This window comes from Streptomyces sp. NPDC051677 (assembly GCF_044453465.1).
In the GTDB taxonomy this organism is placed as follows: domain Bacteria; phylum Actinomycetota; class Actinomycetes; order Streptomycetales; family Streptomycetaceae; genus Streptomyces.
Window position 1 is genome coordinate 1 of sequence record NZ_JBITCT010000062.1, and the last position, 20,003, is coordinate 20,003.

At 69.5% G+C, this 20,003-nt stretch carries 16 protein-coding genes and 1 pseudogene; 2 read left to right on the forward strand and 15 right to left on the reverse strand.

The window, feature by feature from the left end:
- Positions 1 to 218 precede the first annotated feature (218 nt).
- The 3 genes and pseudogenes from ACIBAF_RS42850 to ACIBAF_RS42860 form a co-directional block, all read right to left on the reverse strand.
- Positions 219 to 347: pseudogene (locus tag ACIBAF_RS42850) on the reverse strand (AAA family ATPase); the annotation flags it as partial.
- A 194-nt stretch (positions 348 to 541) separates the two neighbouring features.
- A complete protein-coding gene (locus ACIBAF_RS42855) occupies positions 542 to 1,201 on the reverse strand; it encodes a hypothetical protein (RefSeq protein ID WP_399471113.1) in 660 nt (219 codons plus the stop codon).
- A 98-nt stretch (positions 1,202 to 1,299) separates the two neighbouring features.
- Entirely contained in the window at positions 1,300 to 2,178 is an 879-nt protein-coding gene (locus ACIBAF_RS42860) for a hypothetical protein (protein ID WP_399471116.1), read from the reverse strand.
- Positions 2,179 to 2,527: 349 nt separating this feature from the next.
- Here ACIBAF_RS42860 and ACIBAF_RS42865 point away from each other — a divergent pair, with 349 nt between their 5' ends.
- Positions 2,528 to 5,380, forward strand: a complete 2,853-nt coding sequence (locus ACIBAF_RS42865) for a glycosyl hydrolase family 95 catalytic domain-containing protein (RefSeq protein ID WP_399471119.1) — start codon at positions 2,528 to 2,530, stop codon at positions 5,378 to 5,380.
- Between the two features lie 93 nt (positions 5,381 to 5,473).
- Here ACIBAF_RS42865 and ACIBAF_RS42870 read toward each other — a convergent pair whose 3' ends face one another.
- From ACIBAF_RS42870 to ACIBAF_RS42925, 12 genes are all read right to left on the reverse strand, one after another.
- Entirely contained in the window at positions 5,474 to 6,196 is a 723-nt protein-coding gene (locus ACIBAF_RS42870; RefSeq protein WP_399471121.1) for a FadR/GntR family transcriptional regulator, read from the reverse strand.
- Positions 6,187 to 7,200: an aldo/keto reductase gene (locus ACIBAF_RS42875; protein WP_399471181.1), complete on the reverse strand. Its 1,014-nt coding sequence runs from the start codon at positions 7,198 to 7,200 to the stop codon at positions 6,187 to 6,189. The genes ACIBAF_RS42870 and ACIBAF_RS42875 overlap by 10 nt, the downstream gene beginning before the upstream one ends.
- Positions 7,201 to 7,267: 67 nt before the next feature.
- The gene (locus tag ACIBAF_RS42880) at positions 7,268 to 8,305 is read right to left on the reverse strand and encodes a PfkB family carbohydrate kinase (RefSeq protein ID WP_399471123.1); all 1,038 of its coding nucleotides are present in this window, start codon (positions 8,303 to 8,305) and stop codon (positions 7,268 to 7,270) included.
- A complete protein-coding gene (locus ACIBAF_RS42885; protein ID WP_399471125.1) occupies positions 8,302 to 8,931 on the reverse strand; it encodes a bifunctional 4-hydroxy-2-oxoglutarate aldolase/2-dehydro-3-deoxy-phosphogluconate aldolase in 630 nt (209 codons plus the stop codon). Before ACIBAF_RS42885 ends, ACIBAF_RS42880 begins: the two co-directional genes overlap by 4 nt.
- Positions 8,928 to 9,689, reverse strand: coding sequence for an SDR family oxidoreductase (locus ACIBAF_RS42890; protein ID WP_399471127.1), 762 nt, complete (start codon positions 9,687 to 9,689; stop codon positions 8,928 to 8,930). The genes ACIBAF_RS42885 and ACIBAF_RS42890 overlap by 4 nt, the downstream gene beginning before the upstream one ends.
- On the reverse strand, positions 9,686 to 10,729 hold the full coding sequence (locus tag ACIBAF_RS42895; RefSeq protein WP_399471129.1) for a zinc-binding dehydrogenase: 1,044 nt from the start codon (positions 10,727 to 10,729) through the stop codon (positions 9,686 to 9,688). Before ACIBAF_RS42895 ends, ACIBAF_RS42890 begins: the two co-directional genes overlap by 4 nt.
- The gene (locus tag ACIBAF_RS42900) at positions 10,726 to 11,163 is read right to left on the reverse strand and encodes an RbsD/FucU domain-containing protein (protein ID WP_399471131.1); all 438 of its coding nucleotides are present in this window, start codon (positions 11,161 to 11,163) and stop codon (positions 10,726 to 10,728) included. Before ACIBAF_RS42900 ends, ACIBAF_RS42895 begins: the two co-directional genes overlap by 4 nt.
- Positions 11,154 to 12,038 carry an amidohydrolase family protein gene (locus ACIBAF_RS42905; RefSeq protein ID WP_399471133.1) on the reverse strand — a complete coding sequence of 295 codons (885 nt, stop codon included), beginning with the start codon at positions 12,036 to 12,038 and terminating at the stop codon, positions 11,154 to 11,156. Before ACIBAF_RS42905 ends, ACIBAF_RS42900 begins: the two co-directional genes overlap by 10 nt.
- A complete protein-coding gene (locus ACIBAF_RS42910) occupies positions 12,031 to 13,344 on the reverse strand; it encodes an L-fuconate dehydratase (protein WP_399471135.1) in 1,314 nt (437 codons plus the stop codon). Before ACIBAF_RS42910 ends, ACIBAF_RS42905 begins: the two co-directional genes overlap by 8 nt.
- A 96-nt stretch (positions 13,345 to 13,440) precedes the next feature.
- Entirely contained in the window at positions 13,441 to 14,484 is a 1,044-nt protein-coding gene (locus ACIBAF_RS42915; protein WP_399471183.1) for an ABC transporter permease, read from the reverse strand.
- Positions 14,485 to 14,488: 4 nt separating this feature from the next.
- Entirely contained in the window at positions 14,489 to 16,051 is a 1,563-nt protein-coding gene (locus tag ACIBAF_RS42920; protein WP_399471138.1) for a sugar ABC transporter ATP-binding protein, read from the reverse strand.
- Positions 16,052 to 16,097: 46 nt separating this feature from the next.
- Positions 16,098 to 17,162 carry a sugar ABC transporter substrate-binding protein gene (locus ACIBAF_RS42925; protein ID WP_399471140.1) on the reverse strand — a complete coding sequence of 355 codons (1,065 nt, stop codon included), beginning with the start codon at positions 17,160 to 17,162 and terminating at the stop codon, positions 16,098 to 16,100.
- Positions 17,163 to 17,622: 460 nt separating this feature from the next.
- On the opposite strand from ACIBAF_RS42925, the gene ACIBAF_RS42930 reads away from it, so the two are divergent.
- Positions 17,623 to 19,854 carry an alpha-L-fucosidase gene (locus tag ACIBAF_RS42930; RefSeq protein ID WP_399471142.1) on the forward strand — a complete coding sequence of 744 codons (2,232 nt, stop codon included), beginning with the start codon at positions 17,623 to 17,625 and terminating at the stop codon, positions 19,852 to 19,854.
- Positions 19,855 to 20,003 lie beyond the last annotated feature (149 nt).

A 20,003-nucleotide genomic window follows, 5' to 3' on the forward strand; every position in this document is an offset into this window, starting at 1 on the left:
GAGTACTTTCTGGGGGCGGCCATGGTCGATGTTCCTCTCATGAGAACCATCTGACCCTCTGTCAACACACTCCGCATCTCGGGGGAACCTCAGGCGGACGGAAGGAGTGCGAACTGCGGATGTTAGCCCGGCAGCGACCCCCACGCTCCTGGATATTCCGGCCGCGTGGCTGCGGGGCGACGACCGCGGCGCCCGATCGAGGAAGGACCAGAACAGGGTCAGCTCGTGGTGCCCTTCTCAGCTGCTCGTGCCCCGTTGCCGGCGATCCGGTAGGAGTCAGTGCCGGTCTCTGCGATGTTGCCGCCGAACGTGAGCCGGTCCACGATGGCCGCGCAAAGCCGCGGGTCGACCGTGTGGTCGGCGGCTTGGCCGTGGATGGGCGGGGCCCGGACCGACACCGCCCGCAAGTACGCGCCCGCCGCCCGCGACCACGCGCTCTTCCGGACGCTGTGTCACGCGGGCCTGCGCTCGGAGGAAGCCTCACTCCTGGATCGCCCGGCCGTTTACCTCGGCCGCCGCCCGCTGCCCCACCCGTGTTCCATCAGCGAGCCCGCCGAGGCGGGCAGCAGCTGCCGTACGTACGACCTCTGAGGGGGCCGTGCGCCGCATGGCACTGTTTCGGTGGCGTGGCGCCGGTCGCGGAGTCCTCGATGACGAGCTGACCTTCGTACTCGGTGGCCAGGGGGTCGGTGATCGAGGAGGGAGCGTTGGTCTGTGCCACGACCCGGTCGCTCATCCCGTCGTATGTCACGGCCAGGTTGTACGTCGAGTCGCCCTCGGGTTGTACCGCTGTGAAGACCGCGCCTTCGAGGGTGCTGATCTGCTCGGCGGTGAAGAGGGGGCTCTTCGTGGTGGTGGGAGTGGGCCAGCTCGTGGGGGTCTGTCCCGAGGAGTCGGTCCAGCCGGGCGGCGGCGTCAGGTGGTCGATGTCTCTGGTGTAGTCCGACGGAAAGATGATCACCGGCCCGATCTCGGGGTCCTCGAAGGAGGCGAGGGCGCCGTTGTACGTAGCCAGGGCCTGCACCTCCTCCCAGGTGTCCGGACTGTCGGCCTGCGCCGGAGCGGCGAGGGCCATCGAGCCGGCGGCCAGCAGGGCCAGGGTGGTGAGCAGGGCCAGGGTGGTGAGCAGGCCGGCGTAAGCCCGCCGTCGCGGCCAGACGCCGGCCCGGACGTCCGATCTCGGCCCGATGTCGTTCGCCATGCGCTTGCTTTCCTGTAGCAGGGGAGTCGTCTCACCGGTCCGGCAGCGTTCGCCGAGACCACCGGAACACGGCCAGGAGTCGTCGCGGGACACCACTGTCAGTTCCCTCCGCCTCTGCACCTGGTGATCTCGCTGCAGCCTCGGGTGTACGGGTTCGCGGGTTGCGGGGGTGTGTTCAGCCACGATTGCCAGTTGAAGTGGGAATTCGGGTCGGTGTCCGGGTCGTAGGAGATGCGCAGTTCCGCGTGATGAGGGTTCGCCGCGAACCGGTCGTAGCGGAACGTTGCGTGTTGAAAGTCCGGAAGGCCGTTGACCACGCGTGCGGTGGTCCGGTACATGCGGACGCCGAGAATCGCATCGCGCGGAATGCGGTGTACGTATGCCCACTCGTCCTGGACCGCGTATCGGTTGTAGAGGTCTGCGTTGTGCCGGATCTCATCGGGGATGTACAGCGCGTTCCTGCCGAACTGGGGATCGATCACGTAGACGAACGACTCCGCGGTCACGGTGCCGTTGACGCAGCTTGACAGCAGCCATTGGCCGATCACCGGAATGAACGTGTACAGGATCTGCCGACCCGTCGAGCAGCGCGGTTGGCGCGCTGCGGTCATGACGGCTTGCTGCCCCGCGCTTCGCGCGAACTGCTCCGCGATACCGAGCGTTCCGGAGGTCGAGATGTAGTTGGAGTCGGTGTTCGACCCGCCGTGAACATGCCTCTGTATGTCGTTGTCGGTTCCCCGGGCGGTGAAGCCGTTGGTGAAGATGTCGTACGGCTGGCGGGTGTCACCGCGGTACAGCTGGGCCGGGAACCGTCTCTGACTCAGCAGGTCGTTGTTGGCCAGGTTGGGGCAGGTCGGGGGGCCCGTTCCCGAGCTGGATCCCCCGGGGCAGTCGCTGGAAGAAGCGGCCTGAACCGGTGAGACCGCCAGGAACTGGAAGAGGGTGATCGCGGTGAGGGCCAGGACGAAGGCCGCCACAGCGGACCGCCTGGCTCTCCTTTTTCTCCTCGTGCGTGCCGCGGTGCGCGTGAACAAGTTTCCTCCAGATGCGGAAGGGGTGCTGGAGAGCTCGAGTGCGAACGACGGCCAAGGACCTGCTCCGTTCGGCAGGACCTTCGCCTTTCGACACCCTGTGGGCTCCCTGTGCAAAAGCATCCGCAGTGGGCCTGGACACGACAATCGGTACTTCTGCGAGGCCGGCGGCGGCAGCGGCCCCGTAGTTTTACCGGGTTCCGCCGCCCGGGTGGCACGCGGACCCAGGGCCGCCTGCTGTGGGCCTGCGGCTTCGAGGTACCGTTCCACCCAAATAAGCGGGGAAAGAGTGCCTATGACCACCGTCGCAACGCCGACCGGCAACCTGCCTGCGGTCCCGGCTCTCACGAGCCTTGTGGGAAGACGGTCGGAGATCGCCGAGATCAGCCGGCGCCTCGATCCGGTGCGGCTGCTGACGTTGACGGGCGTAGGCGGTGTGGGGAAGACCCGACTGGCGATGGAGACGGCCTTCGCCGTCCGCGATCGGTTCCGGGACGGGGTGTGGCTGGTCGACCTGGCCCCGGTGCAGGAGCCGTCAGCGGTGGCGGATCAGGTCGCCACCGCGCTGGGCGTCCCGGACCAGGGCGGTGAATCGGTGATCGAGCAGCTCGCCGGGCTGCTGGCCGAACACCAGGCGCTGATCGTGCTGGACCATTGCGAGCACCTTGGCGACGCCTGCGCCGAACTGGTCTGCACCCTGCTCGTGGCGGCTCCCGGACTGCGTGTTCTCGCGACGAGCCGCCACACGCTGGGTGTCCGTTCGGAGCACTTGTACACGGTCGCCCCTCTGCGAGGCGACGACGCTGCCGAGTTGCTGCGTCAGCGGGCCACGGAGGCCCATGGCGGGAACCGGCTCCGCGATGCGAGCCCCACCGACGTCGCCCGGCTGTGCGCACAACTGGACGGACTGCCGCTGGCCATCGAGCTCGCCGCGTCCCGGCTGCGGACCCTTGCCGTCGAGCAGTTGGCCGACCGCCTGGCAGAGCGGTTGGGGACACTCGACAGCGGCAGACGAACCGGGGCGCCACGGCAGAGCACCATGACGGGCGCAATCGACTACAGCTATGAACTGTGTGATCCGGCCGAGCGGCTGCTGTGGAACCGGCTCTCGGTCTTCGCGGGCGGGTTCTGCCTGGAGGCAGCCGAGGATGTGTGCTCCGGCGACGGCATCGCCCGTGCCGACGTGGTCGACATCCTGGACCGGCTGGTCGCCCAGTCGGTCGTCCTGCCCTGCGAACAAGAGGGCCAGCCCCGCTACCGGCTACTGGAGACCATCCGCCAGTACGGGCGTGAACGCCTGACCGACGTCCTGGAGGAACAACGCCTGCGACGCCGCCACCGCGACTACTTCCTCTCACTCGCCCAGCGACTCACGGACCGTTGGTACGGCCCCGGGCAAGTGGCCGACCTGGCGCGGCTGCGGGTCGAGCACCGAAACCTGCTCACCGCGCTCAGCTTCGACGGCGACCCGCAGACGACGCTGGCGCTGGCTGCCGCACTGCGCTACCACTGGTGTGCCGGCGGCTTTCTCGGCGAAGGCCGCCGCAGCCTGGAGCGAGCGCTGGCGGCGGCACCGGCGCCGACACGTGGCGCCCGCGGCTTCCTCGCCCCTTCCCGCACCGACGGCGAGTACGGGCACATGCTGCACTTCAACAGCGGCAGTTTCCCCGGCGAGGCGTGGACCGGCGGCGCCGACTGGCTCCTGTACCCACTGCTCGAGCACTACGAGGTCACCGGCGACGCCGACTTCCTGAAGAACAAGCTCGGCCCTGCCCTGATGGAACTGGCCCTGTTCTACGAGGACTTCCTCACCCGGACCGACTCAGGCGGTAAGGCCGTCTTCGTCCCGTCCTACTCCATGGAGAACACCCCGGCCAGCACTGGTCAGGCGCTCTCCATCAACGCCACCGCGGACATCATGGCCGGCAGACACGCCCTGCAGGCCGCCATAGACGCTGCCAACACCCTCAATGTCGAGCAGGGCAGCGGCCAGGGCGTGCAACGGTGGACGGCCCTGCTGGCCAAGCTGCCCGACTACACGATCAACGGCGACGGGGCGTTGGCCGAGTGGTCCTGGCCGGGCCTGACCGACCGTTACAACCACCGGCACGTCTCCCACCTGTACGGTGCCTGGCCGCTGCACGAGATCAACCCCGAGGACGAGCCCGACCTCGTCAGGTACGCCCGCAAGGCCCTGGACAAGCGCGGCGACGAGAACTACTCGGCTCACGGCAGTCTGCACCGGGCCCTGGCGCGCTCCTGCCTCAAGGACGCGCCCGGCGTCTACGGCAATCTGCTGAAGATCTACGGCAAGAACATGGTGTGGCGATGCCTGATGACCTCCCACAACCCCAACCTGGACATCTACAACTGCGACGCCGCCAACACCATCCCCGGCATCCTCGGTGAAGCGCTGGTCTACAGCCGCCCTGGAGTCCTGGAGATCCTCCCGGCCCTCCCCGACCAGCTGGACAAGGGCACCATCAAGGGCGTCCGCGGCCGCAACCGCATCACCGTCCGGTCCTTGGCATGGGACACCGCGGCCCGCGCCGCAACCGTCCAGCTCACCTCGGACATCGACCAGGACATCACCTTCATCTGCCGGCGCGGCATCACTTCCGTCACGACCTCGGCCACGGTCACCACGTCGTCCCTGGGCAATCACGCCCGGGTCGTGTCGCTGACCGCCGGGACGATCACGACGATCGCCATCGGCCTGCTGACCGGCCCCTTCAAACTGGTCAACCGCAACAGCGGCAAGGTCATGGAGGTCTCCGGCGCCTCCACGTCCAACGGCGCTTCCGTCATCCAGTGGCCCTGGTCCGGCAGCGCCAACCAGCAGTGGAAGCTGCTGCCCGACTACGACGGCTCCTACCGCCTGTCCAACGTCAACAGCGGCAAGGTGCTGGACAACCCCGGGGGTTCCACCAGCAACGGCACGGCCCTGGACCAGTGGTCGGACACCAACGGCAGCAACCAGTGGTGGAAGCTCGTCCCGGCGGCCACCAGCGGCTACTACAGGCTCGTCAACGTGCAGAGCGGGTTGTGCGCGGACGTCCTGAGCGGCTCCACCGCTGACGGCGCCAAGGTCATCCAGTGGCCCTCCAACAGCGGCGCCAACCAGGAATGGCAGCCCGTCGGAGTGTGAGAGGGCGGGGAAACGGCCGAGGGGCGGCCGGTGTCCGAAGACACCGGCCGCCCCTCGACACCATGCGCGCCCCCTCGCCGACAGCGCCGCGCCTCATTCGTGCGCTGCCGCTGCGAAGGGAAGGGCCGCGCCTGAGCGCAGGGTTTCTCGCAGCCCTCGCTCGGTGTTGCTCACGTGCAGCAGTGCGGCGGCCTGGGAGAGGGTGGCGTCCCGGGTGGACAGGGCGTTGAAGATCGCCTCGTGTTCGGCGAGGGTCCGGCCGGAGGCCTGTGCGTCGACCAGACCGCGCCAGATGCGGGCACGCAGCGTGCGGCCGGAGATGCCTTCCAGGAGCGTGAGCAGCGTTTCGTTGCCGGTGGCCGAGACGACGGCTCGGTGGAAGGCGGCGTCGTGGGCGTTGAGCTGCTCGACGTTGTCGGCGGCCTCGCGCATTGCGTCCAAGTGCCGCTTGACCTCCACCAGTTGGTCGTCGGAGATGCGGGTGGCGGCCAGCGCCGTGGCGACCGGTTCGAGGAGCCGTCGTACCTCCATGAGGTCCTGCACGGCGGCCGCGTCGCTCTGGAGGAGCTCCACCGCTCCACCGAGCCCTTCCAGGAGGAGGCTGGGCTGGAGGCTGGTCACGTAGGTGCCGTCGCCGCGGCGGACCTCCAGGACCCGGGCGACGGCCAGTGCCTTGACCGCTTCGCGGGCGAGGTTGCGGGAAAGGCCCAGCTGGCCGGCCAGGTCCGGTTCCGGTGGGAGCTTCGAGCCGGGCGGCAGGGCGCCGGTGCGGATCAGTTCACGGATCTGCGCGATGGCCTTGTCGGTCAGAGACAACGTGAATCACTCCCCCCGGCGTGCCCCTCGGGCATGTCCGACCTGATCAGCCCCTGAGCGCGGAGATCGGCCCAGAGACCGTCGGGGACGTGCCGATCGTGGAGTTCCACGTTTCGTACGACCTGTTCCGGAGTCCGCATACCGAGGGTGACATTGATGATGGCGGGGTGGGTGAGCGGGAAGGCGATCGCGGCAGCGGGCAGGGTGGTCCCGTGCGCCGCGCAGACGTCGGCGATGGCCCGGGCGCGGTCCACCAGGGCCGGTGGGGCGTCCTGGTAGTCGTACTTCATGCCCTCGGCGGGCCGGTCGCGGGAGAGCAGCCCCGAGTTGAACACGCCGACCGCTACGACGCTCTTGCCGAGTTCGAGTGCGGCGGGCAGGACGGCGTCCAGTGCCGACTGGTCGAGGAGCGTGTAGCGCCCGGCCAGCATCACCACGTCGGCGGCGGTCTCGCGCAGGAAGCGGGCGAGCATGGCCGACTGGTTCATGCCGGCGCCGATCGCTCCGATCACGCCTTGGTCGCGCAGTTCTGCGAGGGCGGGCATGGCCTCCTCCGCGGCCTGCCTCCAGTGGTCGTCGGGGTCGTGCAGATAGACGACGTCGAGGCGGTCCAGGCCGGTGCGTTCCAGGGTGGCCTCGATGGAGCGGAGCACTCCGTCGCGGCTGAAGTCCCACTGTCTGCACAGGTCGTCGCGGACGACGAAGCCCTCGGTGTCGACGCCGGTCGGCCGCTCGTTGGGGACGAGCAGGCGGCCGACCTTCGAGGAGACGACGTAGGTATCCCTTGGACGGTCACGCAGGGCGGCGCCCAGACGTCGCTCCGAGAGGCCGAGACCGTAGTGGGGCGCGGTGTCGAAATAGCGGACGCCGGCCTCCCAGGCCGTCTCGACCGCGGCCTGCGCGTCGTGCGAGGGGGTGATTCGGTAGAGGTTGCCGATGACGGAGGCCCCGAAGCCGAGCTCGGTCAGCTCGACGGGGGTGTGTCCGACCTTCCGGTGCCCCATACTGCGCTGTCTCAACTGTGCTCCTACGGACTATGGGTGGACGGGTGTGCGGGCCGGCGGTGGCCCGTCAGCGTCGGACGGCGGCCGAACTGCCGGCCATGAGCGCCTCGACCTCGGCGAGCGTGGCCATGGAGACGTCCCCCGGGGTGGTCATGGTGAGCGCCCCGTGAGCCGTCCCGTAGGCGAGGGCACGCTCCAGACCGGCACCGGTGAGCAGGCCGTGGATCAGTCCGGCGGCAAAGCCGTCGCCGGAGCCGATGCGGTCCAGGACGTGCAGGCCGGGCATGGGGGGACCGGTGACGAAGCCCGTCTCGGCGGACCAAGCGGCCGAGGACCAGTTGTTGACGCCCGCCGACGGTACCTCCCTCAACGTCGTCGCCAGCACCGACGCCGAGGGGGCCCGGCCCGCTACCTGCGCCAGGGCGTCCGGCACCTCGTCGCCACGGACCCGCACGTCACCCGGCCGTGCACCGGCCAGTCCGAGGGCGCCCACGACGACGTCGGCGTGGCGGGCGAGCCGAAGGTCGACCTCGCGCGCCCGGTCGGCGCCGCCTCGGTCGGCCCAGAGGCTGGGGCGGTAGTTGGGGTCGTAGGAGACGGTGACGCCGTGTCGGCGGGCGGCCGCCATGGCCTCGTCGGCGACGTCGACGGTGGTCTCGGACAGCCCGGCGAAGATGCCGCCGGTGTGGAACCAGCGCACCCCGGACGCGAACACCGTGTCCCAGTCGACATCCCCCTTGCGCAGCTGGGACACGGCGGTGTGGGCGCGGTCGCTGACGCCGAGCGCGCCGCGGATGCCGTAGCCGCGTTCGACGAAGTTGAGGCCGTTGCGGGCGGTGCGGCCGATGCCGTCGTCGGGCACCCAGCGGATCAGCGAGGTGTCGACGCCGCCCTGCAGGATCAGGTCCTCGACGAGCCGGCCGACCCCGTTGTCGGCGAGGGCGGTCACGACGGCCGTACGCAGTCCGAAGCAGCGGCGCAGGCCGCGTACGACGTTGTACTCGCCGCCGCCCTCCCAGACCTGGAACGAGCGCGCCGTGCGGATCCGGCCCTCGCCCGGATCGAAGCGCAGCATCACCTCGCCCAGGGCCACCACGTCGGTCACGGTGTTCTCCTCTCGACGGCTTCGGCGGTGAGCCGGCGGATCTCCGCGTAATCGCCGCGGCCCAGGTGGGCAGGGGTGGCCATCCAGCTGCCGCCGACGGCGAGAACCGCAGGGTCGGCGAGGTAGGAGGGCAGGCGCGAGGCGTCGATCCCGCCGGTCGGCACGAACCGCATCCCGGGGAAGGGGGCCGCGAGCGCTCGGAGTGTCCGCAGGCCGCCGAGCGGCTCGGCGGGAAAGAGCTTGACGGTGTCGAGGCCGGCGCGCAGGGCGTCCATCAGCTCGGTGGCGGTGGCGACACCGGGCACCACGGGCACCCCCAGCTCCCGGCATGTCTCGACGACATCCGCGTCGAAGCCGGGGGAGACGACGAAGTCGGCTCCGGCGGCCACGGCCCGCTCCGCCTGCTCAGGGGTGAGGATCGTGCCGGCGCCGACGGCGAGTCCGCCGTGCGCCGCCATCGCCTTGAGGACCTGCTCGGCGTCCGGGGTGCGGAAAGTGACCTCGGCGCAGCGGGCGCCACCCGCGGTGAGCGCGTCGGCCAGCGGGGCGGCTGTGGCCAGGTCGGGCACGGTCAGCACGGGCATGATCCGGGCGCCGGCCAGCACGTCGGCCAGATGGGTGGTCATCGGCCCAGCCATCCGCCGTCGACGGGCAGGATCGTGCCGTGGACGTAGGCGGCCGCGTCCGAGGCCAGGAAGACGGTGACGCCGGCGAGGTCGTCGGCGCTGCCCCAGCGGCCGGCCGGAATGCGCTCCAGGATGGCCTTGCTGCGCGCCGGATCGTCCTGCAGGGCCTGGGTGTTGTCGGTGGCGATGTAGCCAGGCGCGATGGCGTTGACGTTGACGCCCTGCGAGGCCCATTCGTTGGCCAGCGCCTTGGTGAGGCCGGCGATGCCGTGCTTGGTGGCGGTGTAGCCGGGGACGGTGATGCCGCCCTGGAAGCTGAGCAGCGACGCCGTGAAGATGATCTTTCCCTGGCCGCGGGCCACCATCGCCGCGCCGACCGCCCGGGTCAGCGCGAACTGCGCGCTGAGGTTGACCTGGAGCACCAACTCCCAGTCATCGTCGCTGTGTTCGGCGGCCGGCGCGCGCCGGATCGTGCCCGCGTTGTTGACCAGGATGTCCACCGGTCGTTCGCGTCCGGCGAGGTCGGCACCCAGGGCCCGTACCGCCTCGGGGTCGGCGAAGTCGGCGCGGATCGCCTCGAAGGTACGGCCGGCGGCAGTGACGTCCTTCTCCACGTCACTGCCGGTCTCCTCCAGCGAGGCGCTGACGCCGATGACGTCGGCGCCGGCCTCGGCGAGCGCGCGGGCCATGGCCCGTCCGATGCCGCGCCGGGCACCGGTGACGACGGCCAGCTTTCCGGTGAGGTCGAAGGCGTTCATACGGCGGCTCCCTGGGTGTCGTCCGTGCAGTCCACCAGGATCTTCATCACGTCACCGCCGCCCTCCAGGGCCTCGAAAGCGGCGGGTGCCTGCGTGAGGGGGACGACCTTGCTGATCAGTCGCTCGGCGGGGATCGTGCCGTCCGCCACGAGAGCCACGGCCCGCTCGAAGTCGGAGCGGTCGTACAACCGGGCGCCCACCAGGGTCAGTTCGCGCCAGAAGAAGCGGTGCAGGTTCACCTCGCGGGGTCGGGGGTGGATGGCGACGAGGCACAGCCGGCCGCGCACGCCCAGCACGTCGACCGCCGTGTCCACGCCGCCGGCCGCGCCGGAGACCTCGAAGGCGACGTCGGCGCCCGCGTCGCCGGTCCACTCGCTGACCAGCGCGGGCACGTCGTCGTCGGCCGGGTTCCAGGCCGTCAGGCCCAACTCCTCGGCGAGCAGCCGACGGTGGGCGCTCAGCTCCACGACCCGAACCTCGGAGCCCGCGGCCCGCGCGACCAGTGCGATGAGGATGCCGACCGGGCCGCCGCCGACCACGACGACCTTCTCGCCGTCCCGTACTCCGGCCCGGCCGACGTCGTGCACGGCGACCGCCGTGGGTTCGACGAGCGCGGCCCGGTCCAGGGCGAGGGAGTCGGGCAGTCGGATGAGCGTGGCGGCGGGTACGGTCCAGCGCTGCTGCATCGCGCCGGGGGAGTCGATGCCGATGAAGTCGAGGTGCTGGCAGACGTGTTGATGGCCCTTCAGGCACGCTGGGCAGGTGTCGTCCCAGCGCAGGGGCATCACGGTGACCGCGTCCCCGGCCCGCCAGCCTTCGACACCCGGGCCGACGCGTACGATCCGGCCGGACATCTCGTGTCCGAGCACGGCGGGCGTGCTCACCCGGGCGTCCATGTCGCCGTGGAAGATGTGCAGGTCGGTGCCGCAGATGCCGACGTAGGCGGGAGCCAGCTCCACCTCGCCGGGGCCGGGGGAGGAACTCTCGGCCGGGGCCGTGTCCAGGGTGCGGGCGGATGTGTAACGGACTGCGAGTGTCATCGTGGGGTCAGGGTCCCTTCAGCGCGGACGCCGATGGTCAGCAGCAGGTTGGCGTAGGTACGGGTGTCGGCGGTGACGATCGCCAGCGCCAGGTCGGGGGAGCGGGCGGCGTCGTAGAACTCGAAGCGGCCGAGTGTCTCGACGGGGACGGGCGCCAGCATCGAGCGGTACTCGGCGATGGCCGGCGGCTCCGGTTCACCCTCGGGCGGCACCATGACGTGCGCCGACTCGATGGGCAGGGCCCGGAGCAGGACGTCGAGCACGGTGGTGACGTCGAGGACGCCGGGGGAGAGGTTGAGGTGGACGGTGGTCGCCCGCTCGCCGGTGGCGGTGCTCGCGGGGTAGTGGCCGTCGGCGAGCAGCACGCGGGCGCCATGGCCGGCTCCGGCGAGCGAGCGGAGGATCTCGGGGTGCAGGAGTTCGGTCAGGAGCACGGTGCCTCCGTCAGTTGGTAGAACGCGGTCGCGGTGTCGGCGAGGACGGCCTGGACGTCTCCCTCGGCGCAGTCGGTGAGCAGTTCGTCCACGGTGGCGGCCCACCGGTTCCAGCCGCCCGCGAGGACGCAGACCGGCCAGTCGGAGCCGAACATCAGCCGGTCGGGGCCGAAGGCGTCCAGCAGGACGTCCCACACCGGCCGGATGTCGTCGACGGTCCACTTCTCGTGATCGGCCTCGGTGACCAGACCGGACACCTTGCACCGCACCTGCTCCCGCGCCGCCAGCCGCCGCACCTCCCGCTCCCAGCCGTCCAGGTCACCCTCGGCGACGGGCGGTTTGCCGGCGTGGTCGAGGACCAGGGGCAGCTCCGGGAAGCGGTCGGCCAGGCGGATCGCCTGTGGGAGCTGGTGGCTGCGCACCAGCACGTCGTACGCGAGACCGCGTTCGCCGACCGCCCGCAACCCTCGCTCGACGTCCGGCCGTTGGAGCCAGTACGGATCGGACTCGCCCTGGACGAGGTGGCGTAGGGACCGCAGGTACCGCCCGCCGGGACCCGATCGCAGTGCGTCGAGTACGTCGCCGATCGCGGGGGAGGTGAGGTCGGCCCAGCCGACGACCGCGCCGATCAGGGGGTCTTCGTTGGCCAGGGCGAGCAGTTCACGCGTCTCGGGCACGGACGTCACACACTGGACGACCACCGTGCTCGTCAGCCGCCGTCCGGCGATCGGCCGGGTCGCGGCCGATCGCAGGGCATGTGAGCTGAAGCTGCGGCGGATGGGTTCATGACCGGGTTCGTCCAGCCACGGCTGCGGCCGCAGGTCCAGGTCCCACACGTGGTGGTGCGCGTCGACGAGGTGCGGCAGGTCAGACACGGGCGGACCAGACGGGGCCGTCGGGGTAGAGGTACTCCTTCAGGGAGTCGGGGTGCATCTGGGCGCTGAGCCCGGGGAGGGTGGGAGCGAGGTAGTGGCCGTCCACGATGCGCACGGGGTCGACGAAGTGTTCGTGCAGGTGGTCGACGTACTCGATGACGCGGTCCTCGGTGGTGCCGGAGACGGCCACGTAGTCGAACATCGACAGGTGCTGGACCATCTCGCACAGTCCGACGCCGCCGGCGTGCGGGCAGACCGGCACGCCGAACTTGGCTGCGAGCAGCAGGATCGCGATGTTCTCGTTGACGCCGCCGACCCGCGCGGAGTCGATCTGGACGATGTCGACCGCTCCGGCCTGGAGCAGTTGCTTGAAGACGACGCGGTTGGCGATGTGTTCGCCGGTGGCGACCTTGATGGGGCTGACGGCCTTGCGGACGGCGGCGTGGCCGAGGATGTCGTCGGGGGAGGTGGGCTCCTCGATCCAGTACGGGTCGTAGGGGGCGAGTTCGCGCATCCAGTCGATGGCGGGCTGGACGTCCCATCTCTGGTTGGCGTCGACGGCGATGCGGATGTCGGGGCCGACGGTCTCGCGGGCGGTGCGCATGCGCCGTACATCGTCCGCGAGGTCGGCGCCGACCTTCAGCTTGATCTGGGTGAAGCCGTCGGCGACGGCCTCTCGGGCGAGGCGGGCGAGCTTGTCGTCGGAGTAGCCGAGCCATCCGGGCGTGGTGGTGTAGGCGGGGTAGCCCTGGTCGAGCAGACGGCCGATGCGGTGCCCGCGGCCGGGTTCGGCGCGGCGAAGAATCTCCAGGGCCTCCTCGGGTGTGAGGGCGTCGGAGAGCCAGCGGAAGTCGACCTGCGCGACCAGTTCCTCCGGGGACATTTCGCCGAGGAAGCGCCAGACGGGCTTGCCGGCCCGCTTGGCGGCGAGGTCCCAGGCGGCGTTGACGACGGCGCCGGTGGCCATGTGGATGGCGCCCTTCTCCGGTCCCAGCCAACGGAGTTGGGGATCGTGGACGAGGGAGCGGGAGAACGCGCCGAGGTCACCGCAGACCTCCTCGACCGACAGACCCACCACGTGCGGGGCGAGCGTCGCGATGGCGGCGGCCTGCGCGTCGTTGCCGCGGCCGGTGGTGAAGGCCAGGGCGTGGCCCTCCAGCCCGTCGCCGGCGTCGGTGCGCAGGACGACGTAGGCGGCGGAGTAGTCGGGTTCGGGGTTCATCGCGTCCGACCCGTCCAGGTGCTCGGACGTCGGGAAGCGCACGTCGAGGACGTCCAGAGACGTGATGCGGGCAGCAGAGGACATGGCAGCAACTCCTGAGGGAGCAGGGGAGAACACGGCCCCTGCGACGTGGGGTGGGTAACGGCGGAGAGTGAGCGGCGGCCTTGACGGCCGCCTGGTTCACTCCTGGACCTTGCCGCCCGTGATGCGTGAGATGGTCAGGGCGACCAGGATGATCAGGCCGTTGAGGGCGCCGATCCACTGGGCGGGGACGCCGGCCAGGGTGAGCACGTTCTGGATCATGAAGAGCAGCAGGATGCCGCTGAAGGCGCCGAACATGGTGCCCTTGCCGCCGTTGAGGCTGATCCCGCCGATGACGGCGGCGGCGAACACGGTGAAGATGTAGCCGTTGCCCTGGGCGGAGGCGACCGAGGCGAGACGTCCGGAGAGCAGCAGACCGGCGAGGGCGGCGAGCACGCTGCCGGTGACGATGACGATCCACAGCACCCGGTCGGTGCGGATGCCGGCCGCCTTCGCTGCGTCGACGTTGCCGCCGATGGCGTAGAGCGAGCGCCCGAAGCTGGTCCAGCCGAGGACGACGATGGCGATCGCGAACAGGGTGAGGCAGATCCAGATGGAGGCGGGCATCCCGAACCACTGGGCGGTGCCCGGGTACAGCATGGACTCCGGCAGCTGGAAGAAGGTCTGGCCGCCGGAGATGCCCGTGAGGATGCCGCGCAGCACGATCAGCATGCCGAGGGTGACGATGAAGCCGTTGAGTCCGAACCGGATGATCAGCACCGCGTTGATCACGCCGACCAGGGCGCCGACGGCGAGGGTGACGGGGATGGCCCACCCTCCGGGGAGGAGCCCGAGGCCGTGTCCCGCGCCGGTGGGCACGACCAGCCAGGCCGCGACGCCGGGCGCGAGGCCCATGGTGGACTCCAGGGAGAGGTCCATCTTCTTGACGATGAGGATCATCGTCTGGGCGAGGACCAGCAGGGCCATCTCGGACATGGTCTGCAGGACGTTGATGAGGTTGTCCGCCTGCAGGAAGACCGGGTTGACGATCTGGCCGACGATCGCGATGGCGATGATCGCGGGGACGAGGGCGAGGTCGCGCAGCCGGGCCAGGGGTATCCGGCCGCCGAGCAACGCGGTCCTTCTGGGCTGAGGCTCGGCGGCCTTGACCTCGGGGGTGTCCGCGAGGACCGTTTCAGGCATTACCTCAGGCATTGAGGTCCACTCCTTCCATCGCGGCGACGAGGTCGTGGTCGTGCCAGCCGCGGGCGATCTCTGAGGTCACACGGCCCTGGAACATCACCAGGACCCGGTCGCACATGCGCAGGTCGTCGAGTTCGTCGGAGGCGATCAGCACTCCGGTGCCGGTGCCCGCGGTCTCCTCGACCTTGCCGAGGAGGAACTCCTTGGAGCGCACGTCCACGCCCGCGGTCGGGTTGATCAGGACCAGCAGCCGGGGGTCGTCGGCGAGGGCGCGGGCCATGACGACCTTCTGCTGGTTGCCGCCCGAGAGGGCCGATACGGGCAGGTCGGGGCCGGGCGTCTTGATCGCCAGGTTCTCGATCATGTCCTCGGCGAGCTGGTCGCGCCGGCCCCGGCTGAGGAACCCGTACTCGCCGAGCCTGCGGGGGACGGAGAGCGTGGCGTTGTCCGCGATCGACATGTCGGGCACGAAGCCCTGGTGATGCCGGTCCTGCGGGACGAATCCGGCCCCTGCGGCGAGCGCGGCGGGCACACTGCCCGGCCGGGGCCGCTTTCCGGCGATCTCCACCTCACCGCCGCCCGCCGCCCGCAGTCCTACGACGGTCTCGGCGACCTCGGTACGACCGCTGCCGGCGGCGCCCGCGAGCCCGACGATCTCCCCGGCGCCCACCTGGAAGGTGATGTCCTGGTAGGTGTCGGAGTTCAGGCCCTCCACGGTCAGCGCCGCGGTCGCGCCGGTGTCGAGAGTGCTGGAGCGTTCCTCGTCCCGGTCGGCGGCCGCCTCGCCGGTCATGGCGGCGACGAGCTCGGTGCGGGGGAGTTCCCCGACCGGCGCGGTCAGGATGTGCCGGGCGTCCCGGAACACCGTGACCATGTCGCAGATCTCGTAGATCTCCTGGAGGTGGTGGCTGATGAACAGGAAGGTCACGCCCTGGCGTTGCAGGTCGCGGATCCGGTCGAAGAGCCGGTTGATCGCCGCGCCGTCGAGCTGGGCGGTCGGCTCGTCGAGGATGATGAACCGGGCGCCGAAGGACAGCGCGCGGGCGATCTCGACGAACTGCCGCTGTTCGACGTTGAGATCACCGGCCGGGGTCTGCGGATCGACGTCCACCGACCAGGTCGACAGCGTCTCCTGCGCCCGTCGGCGCACGCCCTGCCAGCTGATCAGCCGGCTTGGTCCGCGGTCGTGCCGGTTGAGGAAGAGGTTCTCGGCGACGGTCAGGGTGGGGATGATCGTCGACTTCTGGTAGACGCAGGCCACGCGACTGCGCCAGGCGTCGCGATCGCTGAGCCGCGGGGCGGGCTCGCCACCGAAGGTCACGGTTCCCTCGTCCGGGGCCTGAAGCCCGGTCAGGACCGATACCAGCGTTGACTTGCCGGCTCCATTGCGGCCGACGAGCGCGTGCGTCTCGCCGGCGCGGATGGTGATCCGGGCGCCGTTCAGGGCGACCGTCGGACCGAATCGTTTGACAATGCCCGCTGCCTCGACGACGGGCGGGTCCACCTGGACCCGTCCGTCGTCCGCGCGGGCGGATGCGGGGGTCACTGCTCGCTCCCCGTCGCTCATCTCAACCGCCTTGTGTGCGCTTGCCGTTGGTAGGTCTGACAGAGCATCAGCCGAGATTGTTGCCCCACAGGGACTTGTCGTCGCTCTTCACGCTGGGAACGCCGCCGTAGGTGCCGCCGTCGGCGGTGACCAGCGGAGCGGACAGCTGGTCCTCCAGCAGCCCTTCGCGGACCTGGATGATGGTGCTGTCGTGGTCGGTCTTGCCGGGCTTGAACGTCTTGCCGTCGATCGCGGCCTTCAGGTAGTACAGGGCGTACTTGGCGTACAGGTCGGCCGGCTGGGAGACGGTGGCGTCGATCTTGCCCGCGGCGATCGACTTCAGCTCCTCGGGGATGCCGTCGTTGGACACGATGAAGACGTGCTTCTTGTCCTTCGGGTCGACCAGCAGGCCCTTCTGCTTGAGAACCTGGAGCGTGCCGGACAGGGCGAAGCTGGACTCCATGTAGACGCCCTTGATGTCCGGGTTGGCCGTCAGGTCCGTCTGCAGCTTCTGCGCGGCGACGGCGCCGTCCCAGTTGGTGGCCTCGCCGAACACCTTGATGTCCGGGTAGTTCTTCTTCATGCAGTCGTTGAACGCCTCGGTGCGGTCACGGCCGTTGATGGAGTCCAGGCCGCCCTCCAGCATCACGACCTTGCCCTTGCCGCCGAGCTTGGTGCCCAGGTACTGGCACGCCTTCTCGCCGTACGCCCGGTTGTCGGCGCGTACGACCATGAAGACCTTGCCGCTGTCGGGGCGGGTGTCGACGGTGACGACCGGGATCTTCTTGGCCTCCAGCTGGGACAGCGTCGGCGCGATGGCCGCGGTGTCCTGCGGGGCCATCGCCACGCCCTTGACGCCCTGACTGATGAACGTCTGCGCGTTCGCGGTGAGCTTCGCGACGTCGTTCTGGGAGTTGGTGGTCTTCAGGCCCAGGCCCAGCTCCTTGGCGTACTCCGGCGTGTACTTGATGTACGAGTTCCAGAAGTCGGTGTCGGAGCGCGGGTAGTCGACGCCGACCAGCGGCTTGTCGCTCGACGACGCCGAGGTGCTGGCGCCGCTGCCGCAGGCGCTGAGCAGCGCCAGTGCGGAGAGGGCGGAGGCGGTGGAACAGAGGACGGTTCTGAGTCTCATCGGTACTTCCTCGCGCTGGTCCCGTAGCGGGAGACGTTTCGCCCGGCGGCATCCGTGCGCCGCCGTTGTGGAGAGATGGGATGTTTATAGACGTGTCCCGGGCTCTCTGTCTAGTCCATCGCTCAATCCTTGGGAAACATGCAGATGGCGGCGCACTCCGAATGGGGAGGCGATGCGTCTGGAGGGAGAGGCATCCCATCAATCATGTCCACGTACGGGCGGGAACGAGTCACGCGGCTCGTCCTAGACATGGCATGTCTAGGGGAAGTCAATTGGGAAAAATAGATGCAAAAGCGGCAAAGTGCCTCCCTGTCGGGCACTTTCATCCCCGTACACCCGTTGACATCTCCGGGTCACATGGTCGACCTTCGTGCGTAACATCCGGCGCCCCAGGCTCTGAGAGCCGCGCCGACCCCTCGTTCCCTGCCTCCACCCTCCCCTTCCGCATCAGGGATGTCCTATGTCGAGTTCGATCAACAGACGCCACTTCCTGGCCGGCGCCACCTTCGTGGCCGCGGCCGCCGTCGCCGGAGGACTGTTCGGCGCCGGCGGCGCTCAGGCGGCGCCCAGCACCTACACGCCCGACTGGAACTCGGTCGACCAGCACCCGCCGGCCCCGGAGTGGTTCCAGGACGCCAAGTTCGGCATCTACTTCCACTGGGGCGTCTTCAGCGTTCCGGCGTACGACAGCGAGTGGTACCCGCGCAACATGTACGCGGGCGGCAGCAACGCCAACAAGCACCACATCGCGACCTTCGGCCAGCCCTCGGCATGGCCGTACCACAACTTCATCAACGGGGCTCAGGACCTGTCGGGCAACACCGTCAAGTTCGCGCCGAAGCTGAAGTCGGCGGGCGGCAACTTCGACCCCGACGAGTGGGCCCAGCTCTTCGTCGACGCCGGCGCGAAGTTCGCCGGACCCGTCGCCGAGCACCACGACGGCTTCTCCATGTGGGACAGCCAGGTCAACGAGTGGAACTCGGTCGACAAGGGCCCGGGTCTGAACCTGCTGCAGCTGTTCACCACGGCCATCCGCGCCAAGAACCTCAAGCTGCTCGTGGCCATGCACCACGCCTACAACTACAACGGCTTCTACCAGTACGCCCCCGCCCAGACCGACCCCAGCCTCAAGAAGCTCTACGGGCAGCTGGGCGCGACGGCGGAGAACCAGCTCTGGTACGACAAGCTCAAGGAGGTCATCGACCGCGCCCAGCCGGACATCCTCTGGCAGGACTTCATGATGGACCACGTCGACGAGACGCAGCGCCTGAACTTCCTGTCGTACTACTACAACCAGGCCAACAGCTGGGGCAAAGAGGTCGTCGCCACCTACAAGGACGGCATGGACGCCAAGGGCGAGGTCTTCGACTTCGAGCGCGGCGGCCCGGCCGACCTCACCGCCCCGTACTGGCTCACCGACGACAGCATCTCCAGCAGCAGCTGGTGCTACACCCAGGGCATCGGTTACTACAGCATCCAGCAGATGCTGCACTCCTTCCTGGACCGGGTCAGCAAGAACGGCAACGTGCTGCTGAACATCGCGCCGATGGCCGACGGCACCATCCCCCAGGCGCAGAAGGACATCCTGCTCGGCATGGGCGACTACCTGCAGCGCTTCGGCGAGTCCGTGTACGCCACCCGCGCCTGGACGGCGTACGGCGAGGGCCCCACGAAGATGGGCGGCAGCACCTTCTCCACCCCGACGGCCGGCACCGCGCAGGACATCCGCTTCACCCGTAACAAGGCCAACAACGTCCTGTACGCCACCGTGCTGGGCTGGCCCGGCAGCTCGGTGACGATCAAGACCCTGAGCTCGGACCGGATCAACCTCTCCACGCTGACCTCGGTGAAGCTGCTCGACTCGACCGCCGGCAACTACATCAGCCTGGCGACGCCGACCCAGACCTCCACCGGCCTCACGGTGGCCCTGCCGTCCTCGGCGCCGTTCAGCGCCAACGCCTACGTCCTGAAGCTCACCTTCTCCGGCGAGATCCCCGGCCTGCGGCCGCTGTCCGGCGCTGTCGGCTTCACGGACGTCAACTACGCCGGCACCGCCGCCGTGCTCGCCCTCGGCGACTACACCGCGAGTGCGCTGAGCTCGGCCGGACTGGGCCCGCTCACCCTCTCCTCCCTCCGGCTCGCCCCCGGCTTCCAGGTGATCGGCTACTCGGGCGACAACTTCAGCGGCACCTCCTGGACCTTCACCGCCGACAACCCCGACCTCCGGGTCACCGGCAACAACGACCAGGTCACCTCGCTGAAGGTGCAGTTCAACCCGTCGACGTACTTCCGGATCACCAACGTCACCGACGGCCTGGCCCTGGACAGCGGCGGCAACGTCGCCTCCGGATCCAACCTCAAGCAGTGGACCTGGGACGGCAGCAACAACCTCCAGTGGCAGGCGGTGGAGGTCGGAGGCGGCTACTACAAGCTGGTCAACCGCACCAACGGCATGGTCGCCGACGGCTGGGGCGCCACCGCCAACGGCTCCGCCGCCCGCGAGGCCGCCTGGAACGGCGGAAGCAACCAGCAGTGGACGATCACCCACCGGGGCGACGGCCGCCACTCGATCGCCAACCGCACCACCGGCCTCGTCCTCGACGGCGGCGGCAACGTCGCCTCCGGCTCAGTCACCAAGCAGTGGGCCTACGGCAGCAGCACCAACCTGCTGTGGACCTTCACCGCCCTCTGATCCTCACAACGGCATGACCAGCGGTTGCGGTGGTGCGATCCTCGTGCCGCCGCGACGGCCCTTACAGCCATGCTCCGCAGGCTGTCTCGTGCGGCGGAGCTGGCCCGGGCCCCCTTTTGTTCCCGGGCCTCACGCAACCCGAACCCTGC

Coding starts and splice junctions, on each gene's coding strand:
- ACIBAF_RS42925 (WP_399471140.1), bottom strand. CDS start 17,162: ATGAGACTCAGAACCGTCCTCTGTTCCACCGCCTCCGCCCTCTCCGCA.
- ACIBAF_RS42890 (WP_399471127.1), bottom strand. CDS start 9,689: ATGAACGCCTTCGACCTCACCGGAAAGCTGGCCGTCGTCACCGGTGCC.
- ACIBAF_RS42930 (WP_399471142.1), top strand. CDS start 17,623: ATGTCGAGTTCGATCAACAGACGCCACTTCCTGGCCGGCGCCACCTTC.
- ACIBAF_RS42910 (WP_399471135.1), bottom strand. CDS start 13,344: ATGTCCTCTGCTGCCCGCATCACGTCTCTGGACGTCCTCGACGTGCGC.
- ACIBAF_RS42915 (WP_399471183.1), bottom strand. CDS start 14,484: ATGCCTGAAACGGTCCTCGCGGACACCCCCGAGGTCAAGGCCGCCGAG.
- ACIBAF_RS42885 (WP_399471125.1), bottom strand. CDS start 8,931: ATGACCACCCATCTGGCCGACGTGCTGGCCGGCGCCCGGATCATGCCC.
- ACIBAF_RS42875 (WP_399471181.1), bottom strand. CDS start 7,200: ATGGGGCACCGGAAGGTCGGACACACCCCCGTCGAGCTGACCGAGCTC.
- ACIBAF_RS42855 (WP_399471113.1), bottom strand. CDS start 1,201: ATGGCGAACGACATCGGGCCGAGATCGGACGTCCGGGCCGGCGTCTGG.
- ACIBAF_RS42895 (WP_399471129.1), bottom strand. CDS start 10,729: ATGACACTCGCAGTCCGTTACACATCCGCCCGCACCCTGGACACGGCC.
- ACIBAF_RS42920 (WP_399471138.1), bottom strand. CDS start 16,051: ATGAGCGACGGGGAGCGAGCAGTGACCCCCGCATCCGCCCGCGCGGAC.
- ACIBAF_RS42865 (WP_399471119.1), top strand. CDS start 2,528: ATGACCACCGTCGCAACGCCGACCGGCAACCTGCCTGCGGTCCCGGCT.